The organism is Leucobacter chromiireducens (genome assembly GCF_003917135.1).
In the GTDB taxonomy this organism is placed as follows: Bacteria; Actinomycetota; Actinomycetes; order Actinomycetales; family Microbacteriaceae; genus Leucobacter; species Leucobacter chromiireducens_A.
The window spans coordinates 128,488-152,494 of record NZ_RPDI01000004.1 but is presented as its reverse complement, the minus strand read 5'-3'; the positions used below and the strand labels follow the sequence as shown (position 1 = coordinate 152,494).

Sequence of the window (24,007 nt, the reverse complement as noted above, 5' to 3'; positions counted from 1 at the left end):
CCGTGTTGTTCGCGTCCTCATCGGTCATGGCTTTCGCCTCGTCGAGGCCTGGGCCGGCATAGTCGGCGCCGATCAGTACGACCAGGTCCGCGTTGTACGACTCGTAGTCCTCGGTCGTGTACGTCGACAGTCCACCGAGCTTCGCGGCGAGGCCGGCCGCTGCGGACGCCTGCGCCGGATCGGAGTAGAACACGGCGGAGATCTTCACGTCGGAGGCGCTCGCGCTCCCGGAGAAGATGATGGTGCCCCACTTGCTCTCCGTGATGATGCCGTCGAGCGCCGCGGCGAGGTTCTGCGTCTCGGTGCCGTTGAGCACCGCAACGGTGGCGTCCGGGTTGAGCGTTGCGTCGGGCGTCTGGGTGGCCGTCCCTCCGCCGAGCGGGCGGCCGGTGATCGGCAGCTTGCCAGCATCGCCGATGCTGTGCACCGCGAAGATCCCGGCCGTGGTGAGCAGCGCAAAGCCGAGCAGCCCCGCGATCAGGTACTGCCACGTGTACCGCGGCCGAGCGGTGACGCGGTGCGCTCCGACGCGACCACTGGGACGGATCCGGTCAAACCGGTCCTCCGGGTAGTCCTGGCGGGCCCCACGGTGCTCGCTGGCACCTTCGGTCCGTTTCGCCACGTGCGTCCCCTCGTCCTTCACTCACGACTGTGTCGCCTGTCGCGCTCGCTGCGCGTCTGCCCTAGAGTACCCTGCGGCAGCTGCCAGAACGGTGAACCGGCATGGATCCCGCGCTGCGTGCCGCTACTGCAGCGAGTCCGGCGCGTAGAGCGCGCGCGCGAGCCCGTCGATCACGTCGGGGATGCGCGTGCCCCCGGCGAACAGCAGCGTGTCATCGACATCGATGATGCGGCGGTTCTTGCCCGCGGTCGTGAGCGCGATGCTGGGCTGCGCTTCCAGCAGCCCGTCCACCCCGCCGGCGCTCGTGAGCCCAGCGGTCATCACGAGAATCACATCGGGATCGATCGCGATCAGCGCCTCGTCGGTCATGGGCTTCTCGCCCTCCCACCCGATCTCCTCCGCAACATCGACGGCGCCGACCGAGCGGATCAGGCTATCCACCCCGCTCCCCTCGCCGAAGAGGTAGTAGATGCCCGAGGTGCCGCGCACGTACAGGAAGGCGACGCGCGGCAGCTTCTCCGGGTCGGCCGGCAGGAGCGTCGCGACCTCGGCCTCCTTCGCGGCGATCGCGTCCTGGAGCGTCGCGATGAGCGGGGGTGCCGCCGCGCTGACGCCGAGCGCGTCAGCGACCTGCTGCGCGGTGACGTAGGTGGTCTTCGCGTCGACGGCGCGGTCAACGGTGACGACCGGGATCCCGGCGTCGCGCATCTGGAGCACCACGTCGGTGGGGCCGATGCTGCCGTCAGTGATGATGAGGGTAGGGCTCAGGGAGAGCACCCCCTCGGCGTCAATCGAGTGGCCGTCCTTCGTGACGATCGGGATATCCTCCGCACCGGGGAAGTTCGTCGAGACGTCGCGGCCGACAAGGTGATCGGAGAGGCCGTACGCGTGCACGAGCTCGCCGAGCGAGCCGCTGAGCGAGAGCGCCAGGACGCGCGAGGTGTCCGCGACCGTCACCTCCGTGTCACCCGAGCGGTCGTGGGAGGTCACGGTGACCGGGAGTTCCGGCTGCGGCGGATTCTCGATCGGGGCGATCGATGGCCCGCCGATCTCAGCGGTGGTCGGCCCCTCGACCTCGCTCGGATCCGCCACGGGGGTCAGCTCGGTGAGCGGGGGAAGCTCAACGGTCTCGGCGGCGTGCAGATCCGAGCCGCCGCCGGTCTGGCAGCCGCTCAGCCCAACGCCCAGCAGCGCGACCGCCGCAATGGTGAGAACGCGTCGGGTACGAGCGCCACGGTTCGTGTGCATGGAGTCCCCTCGAAGTCAGGATTCAACGCCCGGTCGGGGTATCAACCATTTCTGAGCGCGCAGACCGATCCCGAGCATTACCGCGGGTTAGCCTATCCCAAGAAAGATATGATGAACATGTGAGGTTGCCGCGGTTTCGTGGCGCCCGGGAGCGCGTGCGTCCCCGGTGCCTCCTCCCAGATCTCAGACGAAAGCTGCCCCTCGCACGCATGACTCCCCTCAGTAGAACACCTGCTTCGCGCCATGCCGCGAAGTCGACGATTCTGTTCTCCGTACTCGCGGTTGCGCTGATCGCGTCCCTGCTCGTGTCCGCGGGTACCGGGCAGCTGGAGGTGCCGCCGCAGGAGGTGCTCGGCTCCCTGCTCCATCGGATCGGGATCGATTGGCTCCCGCTGCCCGCGCACCCGGCAGGCGACCAGACGCTGTGGGCCATCCGCTTCCCGCGCGTCTCGATGGCCGCGCTCGTCGGTGCCGGCCTCGCGGTCTCCGGTCTCCTCATGCAGGCGATCTTCGGCAACCCCCTCGCTGAGCCCGGCGTCATCGGCATTTCCTCGGGCGCCGCGGTGGGTGCCGGCATCGCGATCGTGTTCGGCCTGACGCTGTTCGGCGAGTGGACCACGGCGGTGCTCGCGTTCGTGTTCGGCCTCGGCGCCACCCTCATTGTGTACGGGATGAGCCGCGCGGAGGGGAAGACCGAGGTGGTCACACTCGTGCTCACCGGCATCGCGGTGAACGCGGTGGGTGGGGCGGGGATCGCGCTCCTCACCTTCCTCGGCGACACGCAGTCGCGCGAGCAGATCGTGTTCTGGCAGCTCGGCAGCCTCGCGGGCAGCCGCTGGTCGCAGGTGCTCGTCATCGCCCCGATCATCGCGGTCGGGCTGCTCGCCGCGTACATCGCCGCGCACAAGCTCGACCTCCTCGCGCTCGGCGAGCGCAACGCGCGCCACCTCGGCGTCAACGTCGAGGCGCTGCGCATCACCATGATCTTCGTGGTCGCGCTGCTCGTTGGGGCCTCAGTCGCGTTCGCCGGCATCATTTCGTTCGTCGGCCTCGTGATCCCGCACCTCATGCGCATGGTGCTCGGGCCGGCGCACCTTCCCCTCGTCACCGCGAGCGCGCTCGGCGGCGCGCTGCTGCTCACGCTCGCGGACCTCGCGGCGCGCACGCTCGTGCCGATGGCTGACATGCCGATCGGGATGCTCACCGCGCTCGTTGGCGGCCCGTTCTTCTTCTGGCTGCTGCGGCGAACGCGCAAGCGGAGCGGAGGCTGGGGATGAGCGCCCGTCACATCGCACTGCCCACGCGCGCTGCGGCCGGCGAGACCGTCTGCGCGGCGGAGTCCGTCGTGCTCACGCGCGGTGGCCGGAACCTCCTCGACGGCGTCTCGCTCGACGTCCGCGCCGGCGAGGTGCTCGCGCTGCTCGGACCCAACGGCGCGGGCAAGTCAACGCTGCTGAGTCTCCTCTCCGGCGACGTCGCGCCCGATCAGGGCACCGTCACCTTCGGCGGGCGCAAGATCTCCGAGTGGTCGCTGACCGATCTCTCGCGGCGACGCTCCGTGCTCCTGCAGGACAACCAGCTCCTCTTCCCGTTCACCGTGCACCAGGTGGTCGAGATGGGGCGGGCGCCGTGGCGCCGCACCTCGTTCGAGGAGGAGGACAACGAGGCGATCGCCGAGGCGATCTCGGCGGCGGATATCTCCCACCTCGGGAATCGGCGCGTGCCGTCCCTCTCCGGCGGCGAGCGGGCACGCACCGCGTTCGCGCGCGTGATGGCCGGCCGCACGGGCGTGCTAATGCTCGACGAGCCGACCGCCGCGCTCGATCTCGGCCACCAGGAGGCGGTGCTCGGCCTCGCGCGCGAGCGCGCCGCAGCCGGCGACGCGGTGCTCGTGGTGCTGCACGACCTCAACCTTGCCGCGGCCTACTCCGACCGCATCGCACTGCTGCGCGATGGCCGCATCGCCGCGTGCGACGTCCCGGATCGGGTGCTCACCGCCGAGATCGTCAGCGATGTGTACCGCACCCCCGTCGAGGTGATCCCGCACCCGGTGACGGGGCAGGGCATCGTGATGCCCAAGCGGTCGTAGCCCGTCACCGCGCGACACCCCGAACACAGCGGTGGCCCGGATCCTGATCAGGATCCGGGCCACCGCCGTCTCTGCGCGCGGGTTCCGCGCTACTCGCTCTGGGGCTCGTCGTCTCGCGCAGCGTCCGCGGCCTGCGTCTTGTTGCGGCCGGCAAGCAGCATGCCGCCGGTCACTCCGATGACGAGCAGCGCGACGCCGCCGATCGCGATGGGCACCCAGGGGATGCCAGGTGCCGCCGCCGGCGCCTCCTGCTCGGGCGTTGGCGTCCCGGGCTGCGCGGTGGTCTCCGGGGTGGTGGGCTCTGGCGTCGCCGCGACGCTCTCCCCCAGCTCACAGCCGCTCACCGCGGCGGTCAGGGTGATCGGGTCGAGGTCCTCGCCGGAGACGTAGCTGCCGTAGTCGCCGTTGAACGCCGCGGCGCCCTCGGCGGTGAGGCGCGGCACTGCCCCGGCGATCTCAAGCTCCCCGCCGCCCGCGGTCACCGCGTCGCTCAGGTCGATCTTCGCCGCGCGCACCTGCTCGCCGACGGCCTCGCCGCCCGCGTCAGCGGTGTCGGTCGAGCCGATCGTGAGGAGCAGGTAGGCGGTGTCGTCGCCGGCGAACTCGATCGCGGGATCGGCGAGGTCAAGCTTCATGGCTCCGCCGTGGCCGGTGAAGTGGATCGCGCCGGTGAACGAGAGGGTCCCCTCGTCCAGCTCGCTCCCCACGGATCCGGTGACCTTGTCCCAGATGAAGCTCGGGGTCTCGTACCGCATGTCCTCGGACACGGTCCACTCGCCGTTCGCGATCGAGCCGCTGACGTAGGACCGGAATCGCTCCTTCACGCCCCAGGTGAGCGTCGCCGAGTCCACGGTGCAGGCCGCGCCCACCGGCGCGGTCGCTGCGCTCGGAGCTGCGGTCGCTGCGGTCGGTGCCGCGAGCAGGCCGAGGCCGATCAGCCCGGCGCCGATCGCTGCGGTGGCACGACGGCAGATGCGGCTACCGTTCCGCGGAGAGGTGTGCACGTGGTACTCCTTGCAGTGATGAGTGGGCGCCCGGACGGGCACCCACTCATGATACGGACTCTAACTAGGCGTCGTTCCCGGAGGCGACGCTGGCCGCCGCTCGACGGCGCTGCGCGACGACGAGGCCGCCCATTGCACCGGCCACCACGAGGAGGGCCAGTGAGCCGGCCCACCAGAGCCACACGGGCGCGTCCTCCGCCGGGACCACCCCAGCGGCGACGGGCGCTGCCGGCTCGGCCTGGACGGTGATCTCCTCGGCGGACTCCTGCGTGCTCGGGGCCTTTGCCTTCTTCTCCGGCTTCACGACGGTGAAGACCGCACCGGCGTCCGTGCTGCCCTGCAGCGTGATCGTGTGCTCGCCGACGGGGAGATCCTTCGGGAGGGTACCGATCCAGCGCACCGTGCCGTTCGCGTCGGCGCCGGCTGCCTCGTCGAGCACCGTCGGCTCCGAGTAGAGCACCACGAGCACGTCGCGCTCGCTCGGTTCGAAGCCAGCTGCCTCGAACTCGATCTCGCCGCCCGGCACGAGCTTCTTCGCGTCGGTGAGGATCCGGATCCCGGTCGTGACCGGCGGCGCGTCGGCCGCGGTGCGCTTCGTGCTCTTCGCGTCGACCGTGGTCGATCCGAAGCTCGCGCCCGAGACCGCGCCAACCGTGAAGGAGACCGGGTCGGCGCCGAACGCGCCGCCGCCGCCACCACCGCCGCCGGAGATGCCGCCGGCGAGCGGCACACCACTCCAGGTCACCTCACCGTTCTGACCGACCGACTTGCTGCCGGCCGCCAGGTTCAGGCCGAAGCTGCGACCGCCAGCGCTCAGGGTGCCGCTCGTCGGGCCGGTGATCGTGATCACCGGGTTCGCGAACGACTCCGACATGAGCCCCTTGTGGCCCGTGAAGGTCACGACGCCCGAGTACTGCACGGTGCCCGTCTGGGTTTTCGCGTTCCAGGAGCTCGACGACTGCGGGAAGACGTAGCCGCCGGCCCCGCCACCCACACCGCTCGTGGAGATGCTGCCCTTCGCGATGCGCCCGGTGGTGTACGCGGCGAAGCCCGAGGACACGCCCCACGTCAGCGATCCGGCCTGCTGGCCGCCCGCGCTGGGAGCCACCGGCGCAACCGGGACGGTGGGCTTTGGCTTGGGCTTCACGACGGGCGTGACCGGCGGCTTCACGGGCTTCACGTTGGCTGCTGCGCCGATCGTGAAGCTCGCATCATCGAGCTTGTCGCTCGCCTGCAGGTAGCTCTCGAAGTACTCCGAGAGGCCCTCGGCGGTGAGCTTCACCGGCACCCCGGTGAACCGCACCGCGTCCCCCGCGAGGCTGCGCTTCGTGCCCTGCGTGAGGTCGAGCGTCGCGATGGTCATCAGCTTGCCCTTGTGCGGCGCGCGCAGCTCGGCCTTCGCGGCGCTCACAACGTGCAGCTCCGGGTTCGAGAGGTTGAGGTTCAGCACTCCGCCGTGACCCGAGAAGTTGACGTTGCCGGCAAACTTCACCGATCCGGTCTGCGTCTTGGAATCCCAGCTGCCGCCAGGAGTCTGCGGGAACTTGTAGACGGAGCTTCCCGATGCGGGGCTCGTCACCGTGATCTTGCCGCCCGCGATCGGGCCGGTGACGTACTCGCGGAACTGCTTCCGCACCCCCCACTCGAAGCTGCCAGGCAGGGTCTCGACCTTGGGCGGGAACACCGCATCCCACTGCGCTTTGGTGACGTCGAAGGGCAGAACGAGGATGTTCGCCGTCTTGCTCGGGGCCACACCCGCCTGCCACACGAGCACGTCGTACTGCTTGGTGCGATCGAGCTGCGCGGCCTTCACGCTCAGCGTCTGGTTCAGAGTGCCACTCGGGAGCTTCGCCACGGTGACCTGCCCGAGCACGCCATCCGGCGCAACGGTGTTGGCCGTGCCCCGCTCGATCACGCCCAGCTGCACGCCGGCGGGGAAGCTCTGCTGCTCGATGCCGCGGATGGCCGCCGTGATCGAGAGCCCGGCGCTCGTTGCGGCTGTGAGGCTCGCCTTCCCCGCGGGCTGCGCGGGTGCGCCCTTCATTGCGTCCCACTGTGCTTCGGTGATCTGAACGTCACCGCGCCCCAGGATGCGCTCGGGTGTTGCGTCGCCGTGTGCACGCCACACCAGGATCTCGTAGGACTTCTCGCGGTCGAGCTTGTCGACGTCGGCCTCGAGTGCGACCGTCGCTGCACCAGCCGTGAGCCCTTCGGACGGCAGGAAGCCGACGGCGATTCCCATGCTCGTCAGCCCGAGCTCTGCTTCCTTCCCTTCCTCGATCAGGGCGTAGTAGATCCCCTGGTCGACGGGCTGCAGTTTGATGCGAGACACCGCAATGCTCAGCGTGAGCTGCTCATCGGTTGCGGAAGACACGGTCGGTTCGACGTACGCACGCTGCGCATCATCACCGAAGATCGCCTTCCAGTGATCCGCAGTGACCGCGAGCGGGACTCGGACGAACGTGCTGGCCTCGGTGGCCGGGCCGTGCGCCTTCCACAGGAGCAGCTCGTAGTCCTTCTCGCGCTGCAGCTGCGCCGCTGGCGCGAGCAACTGCTCAGTGAACGCGCCGTCGACAATCTTCTCGGCAGACACGTAGCTCGCCACAGCGACTCCTGGCGACTTCGCCGACGCGACGTCGGCTCCTGCCTCCACGATCGCGGCGTAGACGCCCTGCGGCGCGAGCTGCGCGGAGAAGCCCGTGCCACTGACGTCGACGGTGAGGCCAGCCTTCGCTGCCGCGATGCCGGTCACTCGAGCGTCAGCACCACTGCGGTGTCCCTGATAGTTCAGCGGGACCGCAAGCTCGTGCTCGGCGTTCGACGAGCCAACACCACCCGCGTAGGTGTAGATCCCGTACGCGCCGCCAGGCACCGTCTCCGTAGGTGCCTTGACGGTGAAGGTCCAGGAGAAGTCGCCCTCCGCGGAGAGCGGTGACCACTGTTCGCGGATCGTCTCGCGGAACGCCTCTGGCACTGCGTTGAGCGTGTCCTCGGCGAGCAGCCACGCGCGATTGGACTTGTCCATCTTGCGAGCGGAGCTCGGCGCACCCTTCGACGGCTGCCAGTTCTCGGCGAAGTTTCCGAAGACCGCGAACGTTCCCTGCGGCAGGGTGTTCGGGATCGGGACACCCATCCCGTTGGGGAAGACGTTCGCGTAGGGGTCGAAACCAGTTCCGGAGACGGTCAGCTTGTCTCCCTCGTAGACCTTCGTGTCCGCCGTCACCGGCGTCCCATCAGCAAACGACACCGACACCTTCGGCTCAAACACCGGCCGCTCAGCATCCACAAAATTCAGCGGGAACGCCAACTCCTGCGCAGCGTTATTCACCCCACCAGCACCGTACGTGTAAATACCGTACTTGCCGCCCTCGATCGCCGCCGGCACCTTCGCCAACTTCATCTCAAACGAGAACTCACCCGACTCAGCAAGCTCAGCCCACTGACCACGAATCATCCCCTGATACTGCGCCGGAACCTGATCCAACACCGACTCAGCAAGCAACCACCGCTGCTCACCACCGCTTCGCGAACCCGCCGGATACTCCCCCGACGGCTGCCACTGCTCAGCAAAGCTACCGAACACCACATAGTTACCCTGCGGCAACGTCGCCGGGATCGGCACCCCACGCCCACCAACATTCGACGCAGGATCAAAACCCGAACCCGAAATCCGCAGCGTATCGCCCTTGTACACCTTCGTGTCCGCCGTCACCGGGGACCCATCAGCAAACGTCACCGACAACTTCGGCTCAAACGAAGGCTTCGGATCCACAACCGCGCCGGGCGTCGAGAACGTCGCGGCGTCAGCCGGCTTTCCCGCGTACCGGGAGATGCCTGCCGGGGAGATCGGGGAAGCAAAGGTCAACGCAACGTCGCGCATGGTGAGCGTGCCGTCGACCGTCTCACCCTGCACCGGGGCGGCAGACACCGCAAGCAGGATCCGCTCCACTTGCGCTGCGCCGCTCGTGTCCTCCGTGCTCGTCTCCGCGGTGAGCTTCGCCACACCGTCCGCCGCGATCTCGACTCGGGGGTTCTGGAGCGCGATGCTAAAGCCGTGCGCCGTGCTGTCCCAGCGCACGCCACCGGTGTAGGCGATGACTCCGGTCCCCGCCTTCGGGTCGAAGGTCGACGCACTCGACTCCGGGAAGTTCGTCGTCCCGTCAGCGTTCAGGGTCGCGCCGCCGTACGGCGTCTGCGTTCCCTGCGCCCAGGTGGTCAGATAGCTCCGCCAGGACGCCAGGAAGCCCCAGGTGAGCGAACCACCGTCTGCACGGGTCGGCTCGAGCGCCCCGGGCAGATCGGCCGCAGCGGCCACCCGCTGCTCGTCACTCTCGGTGCGCTCAGCCGGGTCCGCGGGCGTCTGCGTCTCTGCCGCGGGAGCGGTGGGAGCGTCACTTTCAGCCGCTGGTGCGTCCGCGTGCTCCGTCTGCTCAGAGGGTGCGTGCTCACTCGCGACAGGAGCTTCGCTCCCTTCACCCGTGGCCCCAGCGCCATCGGCGGGCGACGCGGGAGCCTGCGGGGACTCCGAAGTGCCCGCGGGCTGCTGCTCGGCGACCGGTGCGGCCGCAACCTCGCTCGGCACCGCCTCAGTCGGCTCAGCGCTTGCCGCGCTCGTGCCGAGGAATGCTGCCCCCGCGACGAGCGCGGTGACCAGAGTCGCGGACAGGACCCCACGGGCCCTTCGACGTGCAAACATGCGTTGCGTGCTCCTTGTTGTGACACCAAGATTGGGCCCGAGCAAGCGAGGAATCACCCACATCGGATCGAACTGAGGTACGCCTTACCTCAAGTGCGCCTATTAGTCTGACGAATATCATCGGATGATGCAAGTCGGGACAAGCTGGAGCACCCTCGCATCACCCGTTTGGATGATTCTGCTGCGGATCGGGTCGCCCCCGCCCCGCCCGCCCGGGCGCCTGGCCCCCAGGTCACACACCTGAATGCACACTCGGCGGGGCGACGTACACTGATCCTGACCCCGATTGGAGATCCGTCATGAGCAGCAAACCGATCGATTCCGCAGCGTACCCCGTGTCACTGAGCGATAGCGAGTGGCGGGAGAAACTCACCGCTGATGAGTACACGATTCTGCGCCAGGCCGGGACCGAGCGCGCCGGCACCGGCGAACTGCTCGATGAGGAGCGCGATGGCCTGTACCGGTGCCGCGGCTGCGGCAACGAACTGTTCGTCGCCGGCACCAAGTTCGATTCCGGCTGCGGCTGGCCCAGCTTCTACGAGAGCGTGCGCCCGGGCGCGGTTGAACTGCTCGAGGACCACAGCCTCGGTATGACCCGCACCGAGGTGCGCTGCGCCGAGTGCGGCTCGCACCTCGGCCACGTCTTCCCCGACGGCTTCGGCACCCCGACCGGTGACCGGTACTGCATGAACTCGCTTGCGCTCTCCTTTGAGCCCGGCGCTCGCCCCGAGCACGACGCGTGAGCGATCCCGCGCCGGCTCGCGCCGCGTTCGCGGCACGCCGCTCGCACTCAAAGGTCACCGATGATGCGCCGGACGCCGCGGAGCTCGCCGAACTCGTCGCTGCCATGAATAGCGTCGCCGACCACTCGGGCCTCCGCCCGTGGCGGCTGATCGAGCTGCGCGGCGACGCGCGACTCCTGTTGGGCGACGCGATGGGCGACGCCGCCGGGGGCAAGCACGAGAAGTACCGCGCGAAGGCGACGCGCGCGCCGCTGGTCCTCGCGGTCGTCGTCGCACCCCGGCCGAGCAAGAAGGTTCCAGTCTGGGAACAGGAGGTAGTGGCGAGCGGCGTGGCGCACGGCCTGGGGCTCCTGCTGCACGAGGCCGGCTGGGGAACGTTCTGGCGCACCGGGGAACTGACGCGCACCCCCGAGGTGCATGCGGCGCACGGCCTCAGCGCTGAGGAGTACCTCCTCGGCTGGCTCTACATCGGTGGGATCCCGCACCGCGGCGGCACGGCGAAGGCACCGAAGCCGCGAAAAGCGCTCGAGCTGTCCCGGCACCTCAGCGCGCTGTAGCTGAGCGTCCCCGCCAGGGCAGCGCGGCGACAACGACCGCGAGCAGTGCGACGGCGGTGCCGGCGATCATTCCCTGCGTCAGTCCACTGGTGAGCGGTGCGCCGAGCTCGAACGCGACGGCCGCGATCAGCTGTCCGGCGACGTTCGACATACTGAGCAGCAGTACCCCCGCCGTGCGCACGAGCATCGCCGCGACCGCGATGAAGATCGTGCCGACGAATCCCCCGATGTAGAAGTAGGGCTCGCTCGGCCAGTCTGTCGGCCACCCCGAGACGGCAACTGACACGATCGCCGCTGCACCGAGCAATGCGGTGCCCACCACGAAGTTGATGAACGTCGAGGTGACCGCGCTCTGCGAGGCTGCCCGAACGAGCCCGTTGACCATCGACTGCGCGGCCATGCCCGCGCCGACGAACACCGGAACGAGGATCAGCCAGAGCGGCCCGTGGTCTTCCTGGTTGCCACCAACGCCCACGGAGAGGGCGACGGCGATCACCGCGAGGACGGTACCGGCGATCCGGGTCGGCGTCGGGTCGATCCGACCCCCTGGACCGAGGCCCACACGGTCCATGACAAGGCCACCGAGCACCTGACCGGCAACGATGCCAACGGTGAAGAGGGTGAGGCCCATCAGCGGGGTGATGAGCCCCTGGCTCAGCACGAACAGCGCCCCGCCGGCGCCACCCAGGAGCGCCCAGCCGGGGAGGCGAGACTCGCGCAGCTCGCCGCGCAGCCGCGCGAACCCCGCGCGCCCGCGCCGGGAGACGAGGAGCGCCACGCACATGATGAGCAGGCCGATGCCGAAGGAGACCGCTGCGGTCACGTAGCCGTTGCCGAGCCGCTGGCTCAATCCGCCGTTGATGCGGGACTGGAGCGCGACGAGAACGCCGGCGAGACCGGAGCCGAGGAGGGCGGCCCATACGGGAAATGAGCGGGTGCGAATCACTCGCTCCACCTTACTCCGATGTTGCGACGCGCGATCTTGTGACCTCACGCCACGACACGTGGAGCCGCCTATCGGACTCGAACCGATCACCTGCGCTTTACAAGGGCGCTGCTCTACCAGATGAGCTAAGGCGGCACTGCGGGGCGGCTCCGAAGAACCGCCCCAGAGCATACTACTCGGACTTCTCGGCGTCCGCGTCCTGCGTCTGCTCGAACTCAGCCTTCACCTTCAGCAGGTAGGACTCGAGGTCGCCGTCGCGCGCCTGGTTCCACTGCTGACCGTTCACGATGACAGTCGGGGTCGACACGAGGCGCTGCGGGCCGTCAGCCGGCTGCGGGGTCACACCGTCGGAGCTGAGCATCTGCGCACCCTTCGCGAGGCCGAGGATGCCGGTCTCGCTCGCGGTCTTGTAGTTGCCGGAGACGAAGCTTCCGAAGCGGACGTCCTTGACGCACTGACGCAGCTCGGTGGTGAGCTCGGCGCCGGCCGCCTCAGCCTGCTCGAGCAGCTGATCGTCGGTGAGGCCCGTGGTCCCCTCCTGCGGCTGCACCTCCTTGCTCAGCAGGCGGTTGTGCAGGTTGAACGCCACCTCGGGCTGCTCCTCAACGACGCAGCTGAACAGGTTCGCCGCGCGCGTCGAGTACTTCGCGCCGTTCGACATGCTGTCGAGGAAGTTCAGCGGGTAGACGCCGAGCTCGATGTCGCCTGCGCCGACGTAGTTCTCGAGCATGGTGCCGTACTGCTGCTCGAACGCGCCACACGCCGGGCACATGTAGTCAACGTAAACCGTCACGTCGAGCGGCAGCTCGTCGCGGTTGACGGTGCGCGCCTCGCGGTCCGCGCCAGATTCCAGTGCGGGAGTCTCGACCACCTGCAGGTCCTTCGAGAAGACCGCTGCGCCCGATGCCATGTTCTCCGGGCCGGGGCCCGCAGGCTTCATGGTCTGCGTGAGCACGAGCGCGACGATGCCCAGGATCGCGAGCACGCCGACGACGATGCCGCCCTGCAGGAAGAGCCGGTTGCGCTTCTCGCGCTTCTTCTCCTGCTCGCGTGCGACGCGCGCCTGCTCGCGGGCTTGCGCACGGCGCTCATTCTTCGTTGGGCGGTGATTGGTCTCGCTAGGCATCAGTGTTTCTCTCGATCGGTCCGCGGGTGCGGATCACGGGTGGTACGGCGCTACGCCCTACTTCTTCTTGTTCGCGCGACGCTCGGCGCGGTTGCCCGCTGCGCCGTCGGCCGGGACCTGCTGGCCGAACGCGCCGCGCTGGGTGGCGCCGCCGGCGGCCGCCGCACTCCCCTTCGCTCCGGAGCCGGCAGCGCCGCTCACCTCTGGCGCACCGTCTTCGCTCGGCGCGCTGTAGGAGAGCTTGGACTGATCGGGAGCGGTCTGCTGCTCGAGCCCGCCGCCCTCCAGGTGCACGTGCCCCTGGGCGTCGACCTCCTCGCGGACCTTCACCTCAAGGTTGTACAGGAGCCCCATGGACTCCTCCTTGATCTGGCCCATCATGCCCTCGAACATGTTGTAGCCCTCGCGCTGGTACTCGACGAGCGGATCGCGCTGCGCCATGGCGCGCAGACCGATGCCCTCCTTGAGGTACTCCATCTCGTAGAGGTGATCGCGCCAGCGGCGGTCGATCGTCGCGAGCACCACGCGGCGCTCCAGCTCGCGCATGGCCTCGGAGCCGAGGCTCTGCTCGCGGTTCTCGTACGCGACGACCGCGTCCGAGAGGATCTCCCGGCGCAGGAACGACTTGTCAACGCGCGCGCTGCCGGCCTCGGCGAGCAGCTCGTCGACCGTGAGGCCGACCGGGTACACCTGGCGCAGATCGCTCCACAGTGCGTCGAAGTCCCACTCGCCGTCGGTTCCGTGCGAATCGATGATCGCGTCGATCGTCTGCTCACGGAACGCCTCGATGCGCGACTCGATCTCCTCGCCGTCAAGAATCTGCTGGCGGTCGCCGTAGATGGCCTTGCGCTGGCGGTCGAGCACATCGTCGTACTTCAGGACGTTCTTGCGGATCTCGGCGTTGCGCTGCTCGACCTGGCTCTGCGCGCTCTGGATCGCCCGCGTGACCACCTTCGACTCGATCGCGAGGTCGTCGGGGAAGCTGTCGCGGTTCATGAGCGCTGCGGCAGCGCCGGAGTTGAAGAGACGCATCAGGTCATCCGCGAGCGAGAGGTAGAAGCGACTCTCACCCGGGTCGCCCTGACGGCCCGAACGACCGCGCAGCTGGTTGTCGATGCGTCGCGACTCGTGGCGCTCGGTGCCGAGCACGTAGAGTCCGCCAACCTCGTGGACCTTCGCGGCCTCCTCGGCAACGGCGTCCTTCACCGCGGAGAAGACGTCGTCCCACGCGGCCTCGTAGGCATCCGGATCCTCCTCGGTGGAGAGCCCGCGCGCGGTCATCTCCTGCACCGCGAGGAACTCGGCGTTGCCGCCGAGCATGATGTCGGTACCGCGACCGGCCATGTTCGTCGCGACCGTGACCGCGCCCAGGCGACCCGCCTGCGCGATGATCGCCGCCTCACGCGCGTGATTCTTCGCGTTGAGCACCTCGTGGCGCACCCCGGCCTTCGCGAGCAGACGCGAGAGGTACTCGCTCTTCTCAACGCTTGTCGTACCGACGAGAACGGGCTGACCCTTCTCGTGGCGCTCCGCGATATCGATGACCACCTGCGCGAACTTCGCCTGCTCGTTCTTGTAGACGAGGTCCGGCTGATCCTTGCGCTGCATCGGCTTGTTCGTGGGGATCGGCACCACACCGAGCTGATAGGTCGACATGAACTCGCCGGCCTCGGTCTCGGCGGTACCGGTCATCCCGGAGAGCTTCTCGTAGAGCCGGAAGTAGTTCTGCAGGGTGACGGTTGCGAGCATCTGGTTTTCTGCCTTGACCTGCACCCCTTCCTTCGCCTCAATGGCCTGGTGCATGCCCTCGTTGTAGCGACGCCCGGCGAGAATACGGCCGGTGTGCTCGTCAACGATCAGCACTTCGCCGTTCAGCACGACATAGTCCTTGTCGCGAGTGAAGAGCGCGTTCGCCTTGATCGAGTTGTTCAGGAACGAGATGAGCGGCGTGTTCACTGACTCGTAGAGGTTCGTGATGCCGAGGTGGTCTTCGACCTTCTCGATGCCCGGCTCGAGCACGCCGATCGTGCGCTTCTTCTCGTCGACCTCGTAGTCGACGCCGGCCTTCAGCTTGCGCGCGATGCGCGCGAACTCTGCGAACCAGCGGTTGGCCTCACCGGAGGCAGGACCGGAGATAATGAGCGGCGTACGCGCCTCGTCGATCAGGATCGAGTCGACCTCGTCGATGATGGCGAAGAAGTGCTCGCGCTGCACACGCTCCTCGGCAGACCCCGCCATGTTGTCGCGCAGGTAGTCAAAGCCGAACTCGTTGTTCGTGCCGTACGTGATGTCGGCGTTGTACTGCTCGCGACGCACCGTCGGATCCTGGCCAGCGACGATGCAGCCGGTCGTCATGCCGAGCGCGCGGAACACACGCCCCATGAGCTCCGACTGGTAGCTCGCAAGGTAGTCGTTGACCGTGACCACGTGCACGCCCTTGCCGGCGAGCGCGTTGAGGTAGGCCGGCATCGTTGCGACGAGGGTCTTACCCTCACCGGTCTTCATCTCGGAGATGTTGCCGAGGTGGAGGTTCGCCCCGCCCATGACCTGCACCTCGAACGGGCGCAGGCCGATCGTACGCTTGGCGGCCTCGCGCACCGCGGCGAACGCCTCGGGAAGGAGGTCGTCGAGCGACTCGCCCTTCTCCAGGCGGGCGCGAAACTCGTCGGTTTCGCCTCGCAGCTCCTCGTCACTGAGCTCTGCGAAGGAGTCCTCAAGATCGGCGACCAGTTTCGCCTGCCGCTCGAGCTTCTTCAGCGTGCGTCCCTCGCCGACGCGAAGGAGCTTTTCGAGAACTGTCGCCACGTTGTCTCTCCTGTTAGTTTGCACTGCTGGCCGACCCGCCGCGGCGGGGCACCGTCGTTGCCAAATTGTGACAACGCTTCAGCTTAGCAACGCCGAGAGGCCCGGCGCTGGGAATGCTCTCTTTTGAACTACTCAAAATAATTTGTAGACTGGGGACATGCCATCGATCACCCAGCACCACCGGGTGCACGCCTCCGTCGCCGAGCGGCTGAGTGCGGCTGGGCTGCGCTCCACCGCGACCCGGCGCGCCGTGCTCGACATGCTCATCACCGGCGGCCACCTCGACGCGAGCGCGGTGTACGAGCGGCTCCGGGAGGCGCTGCCCGGCACGTCGCTGCAGGCGGTCTACGGGGTCCTCAACGCGCTCGCCGACGCCGAGTTGGCGCGCAAGATCACGCCGGATGGCGGCCCAGCGCGATACGAGGCACGCGTCGGTGACAATCACCACCACCTCATCTGCAGCGACTGCGGGGTCATCGAGGATGTTCCCTGCGTGGTCGGCTCCGCGCCGTGCCTCGAGCCGTCCGACTCGCTCGGTTTCACCATCGAGGTCGCCGAGATCGTGTTCCGCGGGCGCTGCGCGGCGTGCGCCGCCGCGCAGCCGGACGGCACCGCGCAGTCAGACAGCACCGCGCAGCCAGACAGCACCGCGCAGCCGTACCGGCCGTAGCCCCGCCGCGGATCCCCCCCCTGCCACCCGTACCACCCCACCACCCCCGGAAGAAAGAGGCGCAATGTCTGACATCAAGCCCACCACCACCCAGACGGGCACCCCGGTCGCGAGCGACGAGTTCTCGCTGACGGTCGGAGCCGACGGCCCAACGGTGCTGCACGACCGCTACCTTGTTGAGAAGCTCGCGTCGTTCAACCGCGAGCGCGTGCCGGAGCGCAACCCGCACGCGAAGGGCGGCGGCGCGTTCGGCGAGTTCGTCGTCACCGAGGACGTCTCGAAGTACACCCGCGCGGCAGTCTTCCAGCCGGGCGCGAAGGCCGAGACGCTGATCCGTTTCTCCTCGGTGGCCGGCGAGCAGGGCTCCCCCGACACCTGGCGCGACGTGCGCGGCTTCTCGCTGCGCTTCTACACCACCGAGGGCAACCTCGACATCGTCGGCAACAACACCCCGACGTTCTTCATCCGCGACGGCATCAAGTTCCCCGACTTCATCCACTCGCAGAAGCGCCTCGGCGATTCCGCCCTGCGCGACGCGGACATGCAGTGGGACTTCTGGACGCTGTCCCCCGAGTCGGCGCATCAGGTCACCTACCTGATGGGCGATCGTGGCCTCTCGAAGAGCTGGCGCCACCTGAACGGCTACGGATCGCACACGTACCAGTGGATCAACGCCGAGGGCGAGCGGTTCTGGGTGAAGTACCACTTCATCTCCCAGCAGGGGGTCGAGCACATGTCGGCGGCCGATGCCGAGCGCATCGCCGGCAGCGACGCGGACTACTACCGCCGCGATCTGTTCGACGCGATCGCGCGCGAGGAGTACCCGTCGTGGGACATGTACGTGCAGATCATGCCCTACGAGGAGGCGAAGACCTACCGCTTCAACCCGTTCGACCTCACGAAGACCTGGCCGAAGGCTGACTACCCGCGCATCAAGGTCGGCACGTTCACACTGAACCGCAACCCGGAGAACTTCTTCGCGCAGATCGAGCAGGCGGCGTTCTCGCCGGGCAACCAGGTGCCTGGCACCGGGATCTCGCCCGACAAGATGCTGATGGCCCGCGTCTTCTCCTACGCCGATGCGCACCGCTACCGGATCGGCACGAACTTCAACGAGCTGCCGGTGAACCAGCCGCACGCCGCCGAGGTGAACAACTACATGCACGAGGGCAACATGCGCTACCACTTCCCGAGCGCGCAGCACCGCACCTACGTGCCGAACTCGTACGGCGCGGCGGGTGGCCCGGCGGCTGATCCGCTCGCGGGTGTCGAGGGCAGCTGGGAGTCGGACGGCGAGCTCGTGCGCAGCGCGTACACGCTCCGCGCGGAGGACGATGACTTCGGTCAAGCTGGCACGCTCTACCGAGACGTGTTCTCGGCGGAGTCGAAGGCCACGTTCCACGATGTGCTGAACGGTCAGGCGCACGCGATCACCGTGCCCGAGATCCGCGAGCGCTTCTTCCAGTACTGGACGAACGTCGACGCCGAGCTCGGCCAGATCCTGCGGGATCGCTTCGCCGCGTAGCCGTACGGTGACCGCTCGCATCGCCCCCATCGCGCTGCGAGCGAAATGAGTGGGAGGTCGCCTCGCGTGAGGCGACCTCCCACCACTGTTTCTGCCAGGATGAACACATGACCGCTCAGGACCGCCCACGCGCTTCCCGGGAGCTGCTGGTCATCCTGCCGACCTACAACGAACGGGCGACGCTCCCCGCAACGGTTGCCGGCATCCTCGCGCACCTGCCGGCCGCGAACATCCTCATCATCGACGATGGGAGCCCGGACGGTACCGGCAGGCTCGCCAGCGAACTGGCTGTCGATCCCCGGGTGACTGTGCGGCACCGGCAAGGCAAGCAGGGGCTCGGCACGGCGTACGCGCTCGGCTTCGGCATCGCGCTTGAGCGCGGGTACCGCTTCGTGGCCGAGATGGACTCGGACGGCTCGCACTTGCCCGTCGAATTGCCGCGGCTGCTGGAGACCGCGCGCGGCGGGGCCGGGCTCGTGATCGGTACCCGGTGGATTCGCGGCGGCCGGATCGTGAACTGGCCGTGGGCGCGCCGGGCCATCTCGCGCACCGGCACACGCGTGGCGCAGGCGGCGCTCCGTTCCCGCCTCCACGACCTCACGAGTGGGTTCCGCGTGCTCGACACCGAGTGGCTGCGCCGCCTCGACTTCGACCGGCTCGACTCGCAGGGGTACGCGTTCCAGGTGGAGACCGCGTGGACGCTCGAGCGCATGGGCTGCCCCATCGCCGAGGTGCCCATTACGTTCGTCGAGCGCGCTGCCGGCGCATCGAAGATGAGCGTGGGGATCGTGTGGGAGGCGCTGCGCAATGTGCTGCGCTGGGGCTGGCGGCTCCGGGCGGACGAGCGGCGCGCACGGGCGGCCAGCCGCGAGTCGCGCCGCTGAGCCGCCGGCTGCGCCCGGCGCGCCGCCTGACGGCCAGGTGACAGAGCGAGGGCCCCGGGCACGCTCTGCGCGCCCGGGGCCCTCCGTCTCTGCCTATGCCTATGCCTATGCCTATGCCTATGCCTCGGCGAGGGTGATCACACCGTAGTTCCACCCCTTGCGGCGGTACACCACGCTGGGCCGGCCCGAACCGTGCTCGACGAACAGGAAGAAGTCGTGTCCGACGAGCTCCATCTGGTCGACCGCGTCCTCGACCGAGAGGCGCTCGGCCGGGAACTCCTTGCTGCGGATCACCACGGGCGAGTACTGCTCCTCACCGGCCTCAGCCAGCACCGGGATCTCGCCAGTGGCGACGGACTCGAGGACCTCGAGCGGGGCCGGGGTGACGTCAATCATGCCAAAGTCGTTGGCCGCCGCATCGCCGAGCGAGGTGCGCCCGCGCCCGCGCCGGTCCTGACGTCGGTCCTTCATCCGCCGAATGCGCTCAAGGATGCGACCGTATGCGATATCGAAGGCGGTGTACTTGTCAGATCCGGCGGACTCCGCACGGATCACGGGCCCCGGTCCGATCAGCGTGATCTCCACCTGATCGCCGTTCTGGGGGCTCCGGTCGCTCTGCCGCGAGACGCGCACCTCGAACGACTGAGCCTTGGGCAAGAGCCCAGCCACCTTGTCAGTCTTTGACTCGACATACTGCTCGAATCGGTCGGTAATCCCAACATTCTTGCCGCGGATGTTCACGTCCATGGTGACCTCCCAGGTGACTCAGGCGGGTGGGCCAGTGCGGCGCACCGCTACGCCTTTGTCGAACTCTACTCCACTCTCGAGCACGGTTTCCACTCTCACGACTCATCTGCTCCCAGCGCCTGTTCAGCGCCGCTTTCAGCGCGCGATTCAGCGACGCACAGCACGACGATTGCGACCACTCGCGCACCCGCGGATTCACAGGCATCTCGGGCTGCAAGGACTGTCGCGCCGGTGGTCAGCACGTCGTCGAGCAGCACCACATCGCGCCCGCGGATCCGAGGTCTCGCCACCCGCCGCACGGCGAGCAGCCGCGCGTTTCGCGCCCGCTCACGCGGCGCGAGGCCCACCTGCCCGCGCCTGCCGCGCGTGGTGCGAAGCGCACGCGTGAGCCGCACGGGGAAGCGTTGCCCGCGGAGCGCGCTCGCTCCCAGGAGCTCGACCGGGCGATACCCGCGCGCCCGGAAGCGCGCCGGTGTGGACGGCACCGGTACCAGCAGCGCCAGCCTCCCGACTGGCGCGGCAGCGAGCACCGCCGCGAGCGGCACGCGCAGTTGCGCCCCGAGCAGGCGCGCGCTCCGCACCCGGCCCCCGTGTTTGAACGCGAGCAGCAGCGCGCGGAGCGGGCCGGCGTACGGGCCGCGCGCGGCGACCGGGACGCCGAGGTCGAGGCGAAGCGGCTCGGCGGGCGCGCGCACCGCGGCCACGCAGCGATCGCAGAACTCGCGATCCGGCGCCCCGCACGACCGGCACGCCGTCGGTAGCACGAGGGCGAGCACGTCGAGTGCGACTTCGCGGAGCGGCGCGTACCAGGTCATCTCCCCAGTGTTCGGGAGTGCGTGGCGCCAGCACCGAGCGGAACCGATCTGTGGACGCGCTGCCACCGATCGCGGCGAATGCCGACCTGTGAGCGAGCCTCGCCCGCTCAGCCCCGCTTCGCGAGGATCTCGATGTCCTCGTCCACCCGCTGCCAGCCGCTCCCCTGCGGGGCGTACAGCGAGCCGTCGGAGCTCAGCACGCGGAGGTAGTTCTTGCCCCCGCCGCCGCTCAGCTTCGTGCCGCCCTGCACCGAGGTCTGCTCCGAGGTGATCGCGCCGAGCCCGCCGAGCGTGATCTTCCCGGCGGTGCCCACCCGGGTGAGCGCGGCGAAGCGGAGCTGCCCCACCCAGTCGAGATCGAGCGGCGCACCGGAGACCCAGAGCGCGGTCTCCGCCTCAGGGGCGGTGCGCAGCGGTGCCCCGCTCGCGTCGCGCACGATCCCCGCCATGAGCACCGCGCTCTCGTCGCCGTCCTCGACGAGCGCGGCGATCCTGCTCCCATCGGGCGACACGCGCACGGCGACGACGGTGCGGTCGGCGAGCCACGGGGCAGCAATCTGCACGGCAGCTCCGGCAGAACTCGTCGCGAGGAGCTGCTCCGGGTTCGCGGCGGAGGCGGTCCACACATACCCGAGCGGGTCGATGCTCGGATCGAGCAGCCGCGCACGGGTGTCGATCAGGGCCGCTCCGTTCTCGTCGACACGGCTCACGCCGCCAGGGTGCCGCACTGCCGCGGCGCTCTCGTCGAGGGCGAGGGTCACCGCGTTCGGATCCAGCTCGTGAATGAGCGGCCCGAATCGTGGCGTTTCCGTCAGCTCTCCCGCCACGAGCGAGCCGAACTGATCGTCGATCATCACCGCAGGCGTGCTCGGCACGCTGACCATGCGCGGGGCGTTCGCCTCGTCGCCGACGTTGTCGCGGAGCGGCGTGCCGTCGACGAGCAGCTCGAAGCCGGTGACTCCCGGCACGGTCTGCAGGCTGGACTTGATCTGCTGCCGCAGCTCGGCGAGCGCCGCGGGCTGCGCCTGCATGAGCTGGTTGGTCAGGTCGATTCGCGCGGAGCCGTCGACGACGGGAACCGAGCTCTTCGCGAGCGCGGTGCCCGAGGGGAAGCCGCTGCGCAGCACCTCGCGCATGCCCTCGCTTGGGCCCTCGAGCAGCGCGCCGATGATCTCGGTGGTGAGGGAGCTCCGGGTGAGGAACCACCGCGTCTCAGGGACGAGCAGGTTGCCCGCGCCGATGTAGTACAGCTGGTGCGGCGACCAGATCGTGGAGAACATGGTGGAGTCGAGGATGATCCCGTTCGGCGCGGAGGAGATGCGCCACTCCGCGCCGACGCGCTCGAACTCGAATCGCATCTCGAGGCTGGGACCCGGCCCAACGGGCAGCATCTCGCCGGCGGCGTCCACCTTCGCGGACACGGCGAGCGAGAGCACACCGGTGGTGTCGCCGTCGGCCCGGTACGGCCGGCTGCCGCCGTCGATCAGCACCCCGGCGTTCGGATCCCACTGGTTCGCGTACTTCGTGGTGAGGAACTCGCGCGCCGTCGCGTACTCGTCCGCCGAGGAGGTGGCCGCGAGCACGAAGCCGCGCACGAGGTCCTCCTGGCTCGCCCCGGCCACCGGCCCAGGCGGCTTGTACTGGTAGACCTGGTCGGCCTGCTTCAGGTCGGACAGCCCCACCTCAACGGGCCCGGCCGTCGGGATCGCCACGCAGCCGGCGAGCAGGAGCGCCGCGGCGGTGCCGAGCACCCCGCGCACCGTGCGTACCCCGCGCACCCCGCCGCGCCGCGCGCCGCTCCGCCCGCCGCCGAGACTCCAGTTCCTGATCATCGGCGCTTGTCCTTCCGAATGCGGCGGCCAGGCCGCCGCAGCCACCCGCCGGTCTTCCCGAGCTCGCCCTCCGCGCCTGCGGCGCCCTCGGGGACGAGCGGCAGCGGCGCGACGAAGCTGGTCACGTGCTCGCCGCGCGGCAGGGTCAGCCGGAAGTTCGATCCCTCGCCGAGCCGCGACCACGCGTCGAGCAGGCCGCCGTGCACTGCGGCGTCCTCCTGCGCGATCGCGAGCCCCAAGCCGGTGCCCCCGAGCGTGCGCTTGCGCGACGGGTCGGCCCGCCAGAACCGGTCGAACACGTGCTCGGTGGCCTCCGCGGACATGCCGATCCCCCAGTCGCGCACGGTCACGGAGATCGCCGACGCGTTCGAATCGATCGTCACGTGGATCGGGCGTTCCTCGCCGTGCTCGATCGCGTTGCCCACCAGGTTGGAGACGATGCGCCTGATCCTGCGCGGGTCCACCTCGACCGGCGCGTAGCCGCCGAGCGCCCGTACCTCGATCTCGCTCTTCGAGAGCGCGCGCAGGCTGTCCACCACCTCGCCGACGAGCGCGACGAGGTTCGTCGGCTCGGTCTCGAGGGTCACGCGGCCGGCGTCGTAGCGCGAGATCTCGAGCAGGTCGCCGAGCAGCGATTCAAAGCGCTCCACCTGCGTGCCGAGCACCTCGACCGCGCGCTGCTGCCCGGGCTCGAGGCCGTCGGCGCTGCCCTGGATCACCTGGCTCGCGAGCCGGATCGTCGTGAGGGGTGTGCGCAGCTCGTGCGACACGTCGGACACGAAGCGCTGCTGCATCTCGGAGAGCTGGTCGAGCTCCTGGATACGCGCCTGCAGGGTGTCGGCCATGTCGTTGAAGCCCTCGGAGAGCACGTCGAAGTGCTCGTCGTTCTGCAGCGGCATGCGCGCGTCGCTCTCGCCCGCCGCCAGCCGCCTGCTCGTGTCGGCTGCCGCGCGGAGCGGCCGGAACACGATGCGCGACATGATCCACACCAGGATGCCGATGAACGCCATCATCGCCGCCGCGGTGATGAGCAGGGTGCGCTGCACGAAGCTCAGCGTGCCCTGCGTGTCGCCCAGGTTGTAGCCGATAAACAGGTCGTAGGTGCCGGCCCCCGCGGGGAACACGAGGCGCGAGGCGACGAGGATCCCCGGCGCGCTCGTGCCGTCCTCCTCAACGAAGGTGACCGGCTGGTAGTACTGCGGCTCCGTGCCGGAGGCGACCGCCTCGGAGAGCTCCGGGCTGACCGACTCGATGAGCAGGTTCTTCGAGGTGATCGCGGGCGGCGCGTCGGGGTTGGGGGCCTGCCCCGGCTCCCGCCGCAGGTACACCAGCTGGCTCGACGACGCGTCCTGCACGGTGCGCCGCACGGACCCCGCGAGCAGCGACAGCGAGCCGCCGTCGGAGGCATCGGAGGCATCGATCAGGCGCTGCGCGGCGAGCGTGGCACGCGCGGAGTCCTGCAGCGCCTGGTCGCGGCGCGAGGAGTAGAGGTCGCCGCCAATGCTCGTGAGAATGAACACCCCGGCCACGAGCACCATGAAGCCGGTCACGAGGCCCGTGATCGTCATGGTGCGCACCATGAGCGAACGCCGCCAGCGCGCACGGAACGGGCCGAGCACCGGCTGCGAGAACCGTACCCAGCGCAGGTGCATGCGCCGGAGCGCGAGCCCCAGCCGTGAGCGGCGGGTGCTCACTCGG

Annotated in this window: 18 protein-coding genes and 1 tRNA gene; 7 read left to right on the top strand and 12 right to left on the bottom strand. The window is 69.0% G+C overall.

Features of this window, described 5'->3' with window-relative positions; all coding sequences use genetic code 11:
* Both EGM46_RS03460 and EGM46_RS03455 read right to left on the bottom strand, forming a co-directional pair.
* Positions 1-622 (bottom strand): LytR C-terminal domain-containing protein (locus EGM46_RS03460; protein WP_125098772.1); only part of this gene is annotated, 622 nt, incomplete at its 3' end.
* A gap of 123 nt (positions 623-745) precedes the next feature.
* A complete protein-coding gene (locus tag EGM46_RS03455) occupies positions 746-1,870 on the bottom strand; it encodes a heme/hemin ABC transporter substrate-binding protein (RefSeq protein ID WP_125098771.1) in 1,125 nt (374 codons plus the stop codon).
* A gap of 209 nt (positions 1,871-2,079) precedes the next feature.
* On the opposite strand from EGM46_RS03455, the gene EGM46_RS03450 reads away from it, so the two are divergent.
* Both EGM46_RS03450 and EGM46_RS03445 read left to right on the top strand, forming a co-directional pair.
* The gene (locus tag EGM46_RS03450) at positions 2,080-3,147 is read left to right on the top strand and encodes a FecCD family ABC transporter permease (protein WP_125098770.1); all 1,068 of its coding nucleotides are present in this window, start codon (positions 2,080-2,082) and stop codon (positions 3,145-3,147) included.
* A complete protein-coding gene (locus EGM46_RS03445; RefSeq protein WP_125098769.1) occupies positions 3,144-3,959 on the top strand; it encodes a heme ABC transporter ATP-binding protein in 816 nt (271 codons plus the stop codon). Before EGM46_RS03450 ends, EGM46_RS03445 begins: the two co-directional genes overlap by 4 nt.
* An 89-nt stretch (positions 3,960-4,048) precedes the next feature.
* On the opposite strand, the gene EGM46_RS03440 is transcribed toward EGM46_RS03445, so the two are convergent.
* Complete coding sequence (locus EGM46_RS03440; protein ID WP_241156154.1) at positions 4,049-4,963, bottom strand: HtaA domain-containing protein; 915 nt, start codon at positions 4,961-4,963, stop codon at positions 4,049-4,051.
* A 64-nt stretch (positions 4,964-5,027) separates the two neighbouring features.
* Positions 5,028-9,659, bottom strand: a complete 4,632-nt coding sequence (locus EGM46_RS03435) for an HtaA domain-containing protein (RefSeq protein ID WP_164512799.1) — start codon at positions 9,657-9,659, stop codon at positions 5,028-5,030.
* 299 nt (positions 9,660-9,958) lie between these two features.
* Here EGM46_RS03435 and msrB point away from each other — a divergent pair, with 299 nt between their 5' ends.
* Together msrB and EGM46_RS03425 are read left to right on the top strand one after the other, a co-directional pair.
* Complete coding sequence (msrB, locus tag EGM46_RS03430; RefSeq protein ID WP_125098767.1) at positions 9,959-10,402, top strand: peptide-methionine (R)-S-oxide reductase MsrB; 444 nt, start codon at positions 9,959-9,961, stop codon at positions 10,400-10,402.
* Positions 10,399-10,959 (top strand): nitroreductase family protein, encoded by a 561-nt coding sequence (locus EGM46_RS03425; protein ID WP_125098766.1) that lies wholly within the window; start codon positions 10,399-10,401, stop codon positions 10,957-10,959. The genes msrB and EGM46_RS03425 overlap by 4 nt, the downstream gene beginning before the upstream one ends.
* On the opposite strand, the gene EGM46_RS03420 is transcribed toward EGM46_RS03425, so the two are convergent.
* The 4 genes from EGM46_RS03420 to secA form a co-directional block, all read right to left on the bottom strand.
* Positions 10,946-11,905, bottom strand: a complete 960-nt coding sequence (locus EGM46_RS03420; RefSeq protein ID WP_241156153.1) for a DMT family transporter — start codon at positions 11,903-11,905, stop codon at positions 10,946-10,948. The genes EGM46_RS03425 and EGM46_RS03420 overlap by 14 nt on opposite strands.
* A gap of 59 nt (positions 11,906-11,964) precedes the next feature.
* Positions 11,965-12,040, bottom strand: a tRNA-Thr gene (locus EGM46_RS03415).
* A gap of 37 nt (positions 12,041-12,077) precedes the next feature.
* Entirely contained in the window at positions 12,078-13,031 is a 954-nt protein-coding gene (locus EGM46_RS03410; protein WP_125098765.1) for a DsbA family protein, read from the bottom strand.
* A gap of 57 nt (positions 13,032-13,088) precedes the next feature.
* Entirely contained in the window at positions 13,089-15,836 is a 2,748-nt protein-coding gene (secA, locus tag EGM46_RS03405) for a preprotein translocase subunit SecA (protein WP_125098764.1), read from the bottom strand.
* Positions 15,837-15,993: 157 nt separating this feature from the next.
* Between secA and EGM46_RS03400 the strand changes: the two genes are divergently transcribed.
* The 3 genes from EGM46_RS03400 to EGM46_RS03390 all read left to right on the top strand — a co-directional run bounded on the left by EGM46_RS03400 (position 15,994) and on the right by EGM46_RS03390 (position 18,915).
* Positions 15,994-16,506: a Fur family transcriptional regulator gene (locus tag EGM46_RS03400; RefSeq protein ID WP_125098763.1), complete on the top strand. Its 513-nt coding sequence runs from the start codon at positions 15,994-15,996 to the stop codon at positions 16,504-16,506.
* A gap of 64 nt (positions 16,507-16,570) precedes the next feature.
* Positions 16,571-18,031: a catalase gene (locus EGM46_RS03395; protein WP_125098762.1), complete on the top strand. Its 1,461-nt coding sequence runs from the start codon at positions 16,571-16,573 to the stop codon at positions 18,029-18,031.
* Positions 18,032-18,138: 107 nt separating this feature from the next.
* Positions 18,139-18,915, top strand: a complete 777-nt coding sequence (locus EGM46_RS03390) for a polyprenol monophosphomannose synthase (protein WP_125098761.1) — start codon at positions 18,139-18,141, stop codon at positions 18,913-18,915.
* Between the two features lie 117 nt (positions 18,916-19,032).
* Here EGM46_RS03390 and hpf read toward each other — a convergent pair whose 3' ends face one another.
* The 4 genes from hpf to mtrB form a co-directional block, all read right to left on the bottom strand.
* A complete protein-coding gene (gene hpf / locus EGM46_RS03385; protein WP_125098760.1) occupies positions 19,033-19,662 on the bottom strand; it encodes a ribosome hibernation-promoting factor, HPF/YfiA family in 630 nt (209 codons plus the stop codon).
* A 95-nt stretch (positions 19,663-19,757) separates the two neighbouring features.
* Entirely contained in the window at positions 19,758-20,477 is a 720-nt protein-coding gene (locus EGM46_RS03380) for a ComF family protein (RefSeq protein ID WP_125098759.1), read from the bottom strand.
* Between the two features lie 107 nt (positions 20,478-20,584).
* Entirely contained in the window at positions 20,585-22,309 is a 1,725-nt protein-coding gene (locus EGM46_RS03375; protein ID WP_125098758.1) for an LpqB family beta-propeller domain-containing protein, read from the bottom strand.
* On the bottom strand, positions 22,306-24,003 hold the full coding sequence (gene mtrB / locus EGM46_RS03370; RefSeq protein WP_241156152.1) for an MtrAB system histidine kinase MtrB: 1,698 nt from the start codon (positions 24,001-24,003) through the stop codon (positions 22,306-22,308). The genes EGM46_RS03375 and mtrB overlap by 4 nt, the downstream gene beginning before the upstream one ends.
* Positions 24,004-24,007: the final 4 nt, after the last annotated feature.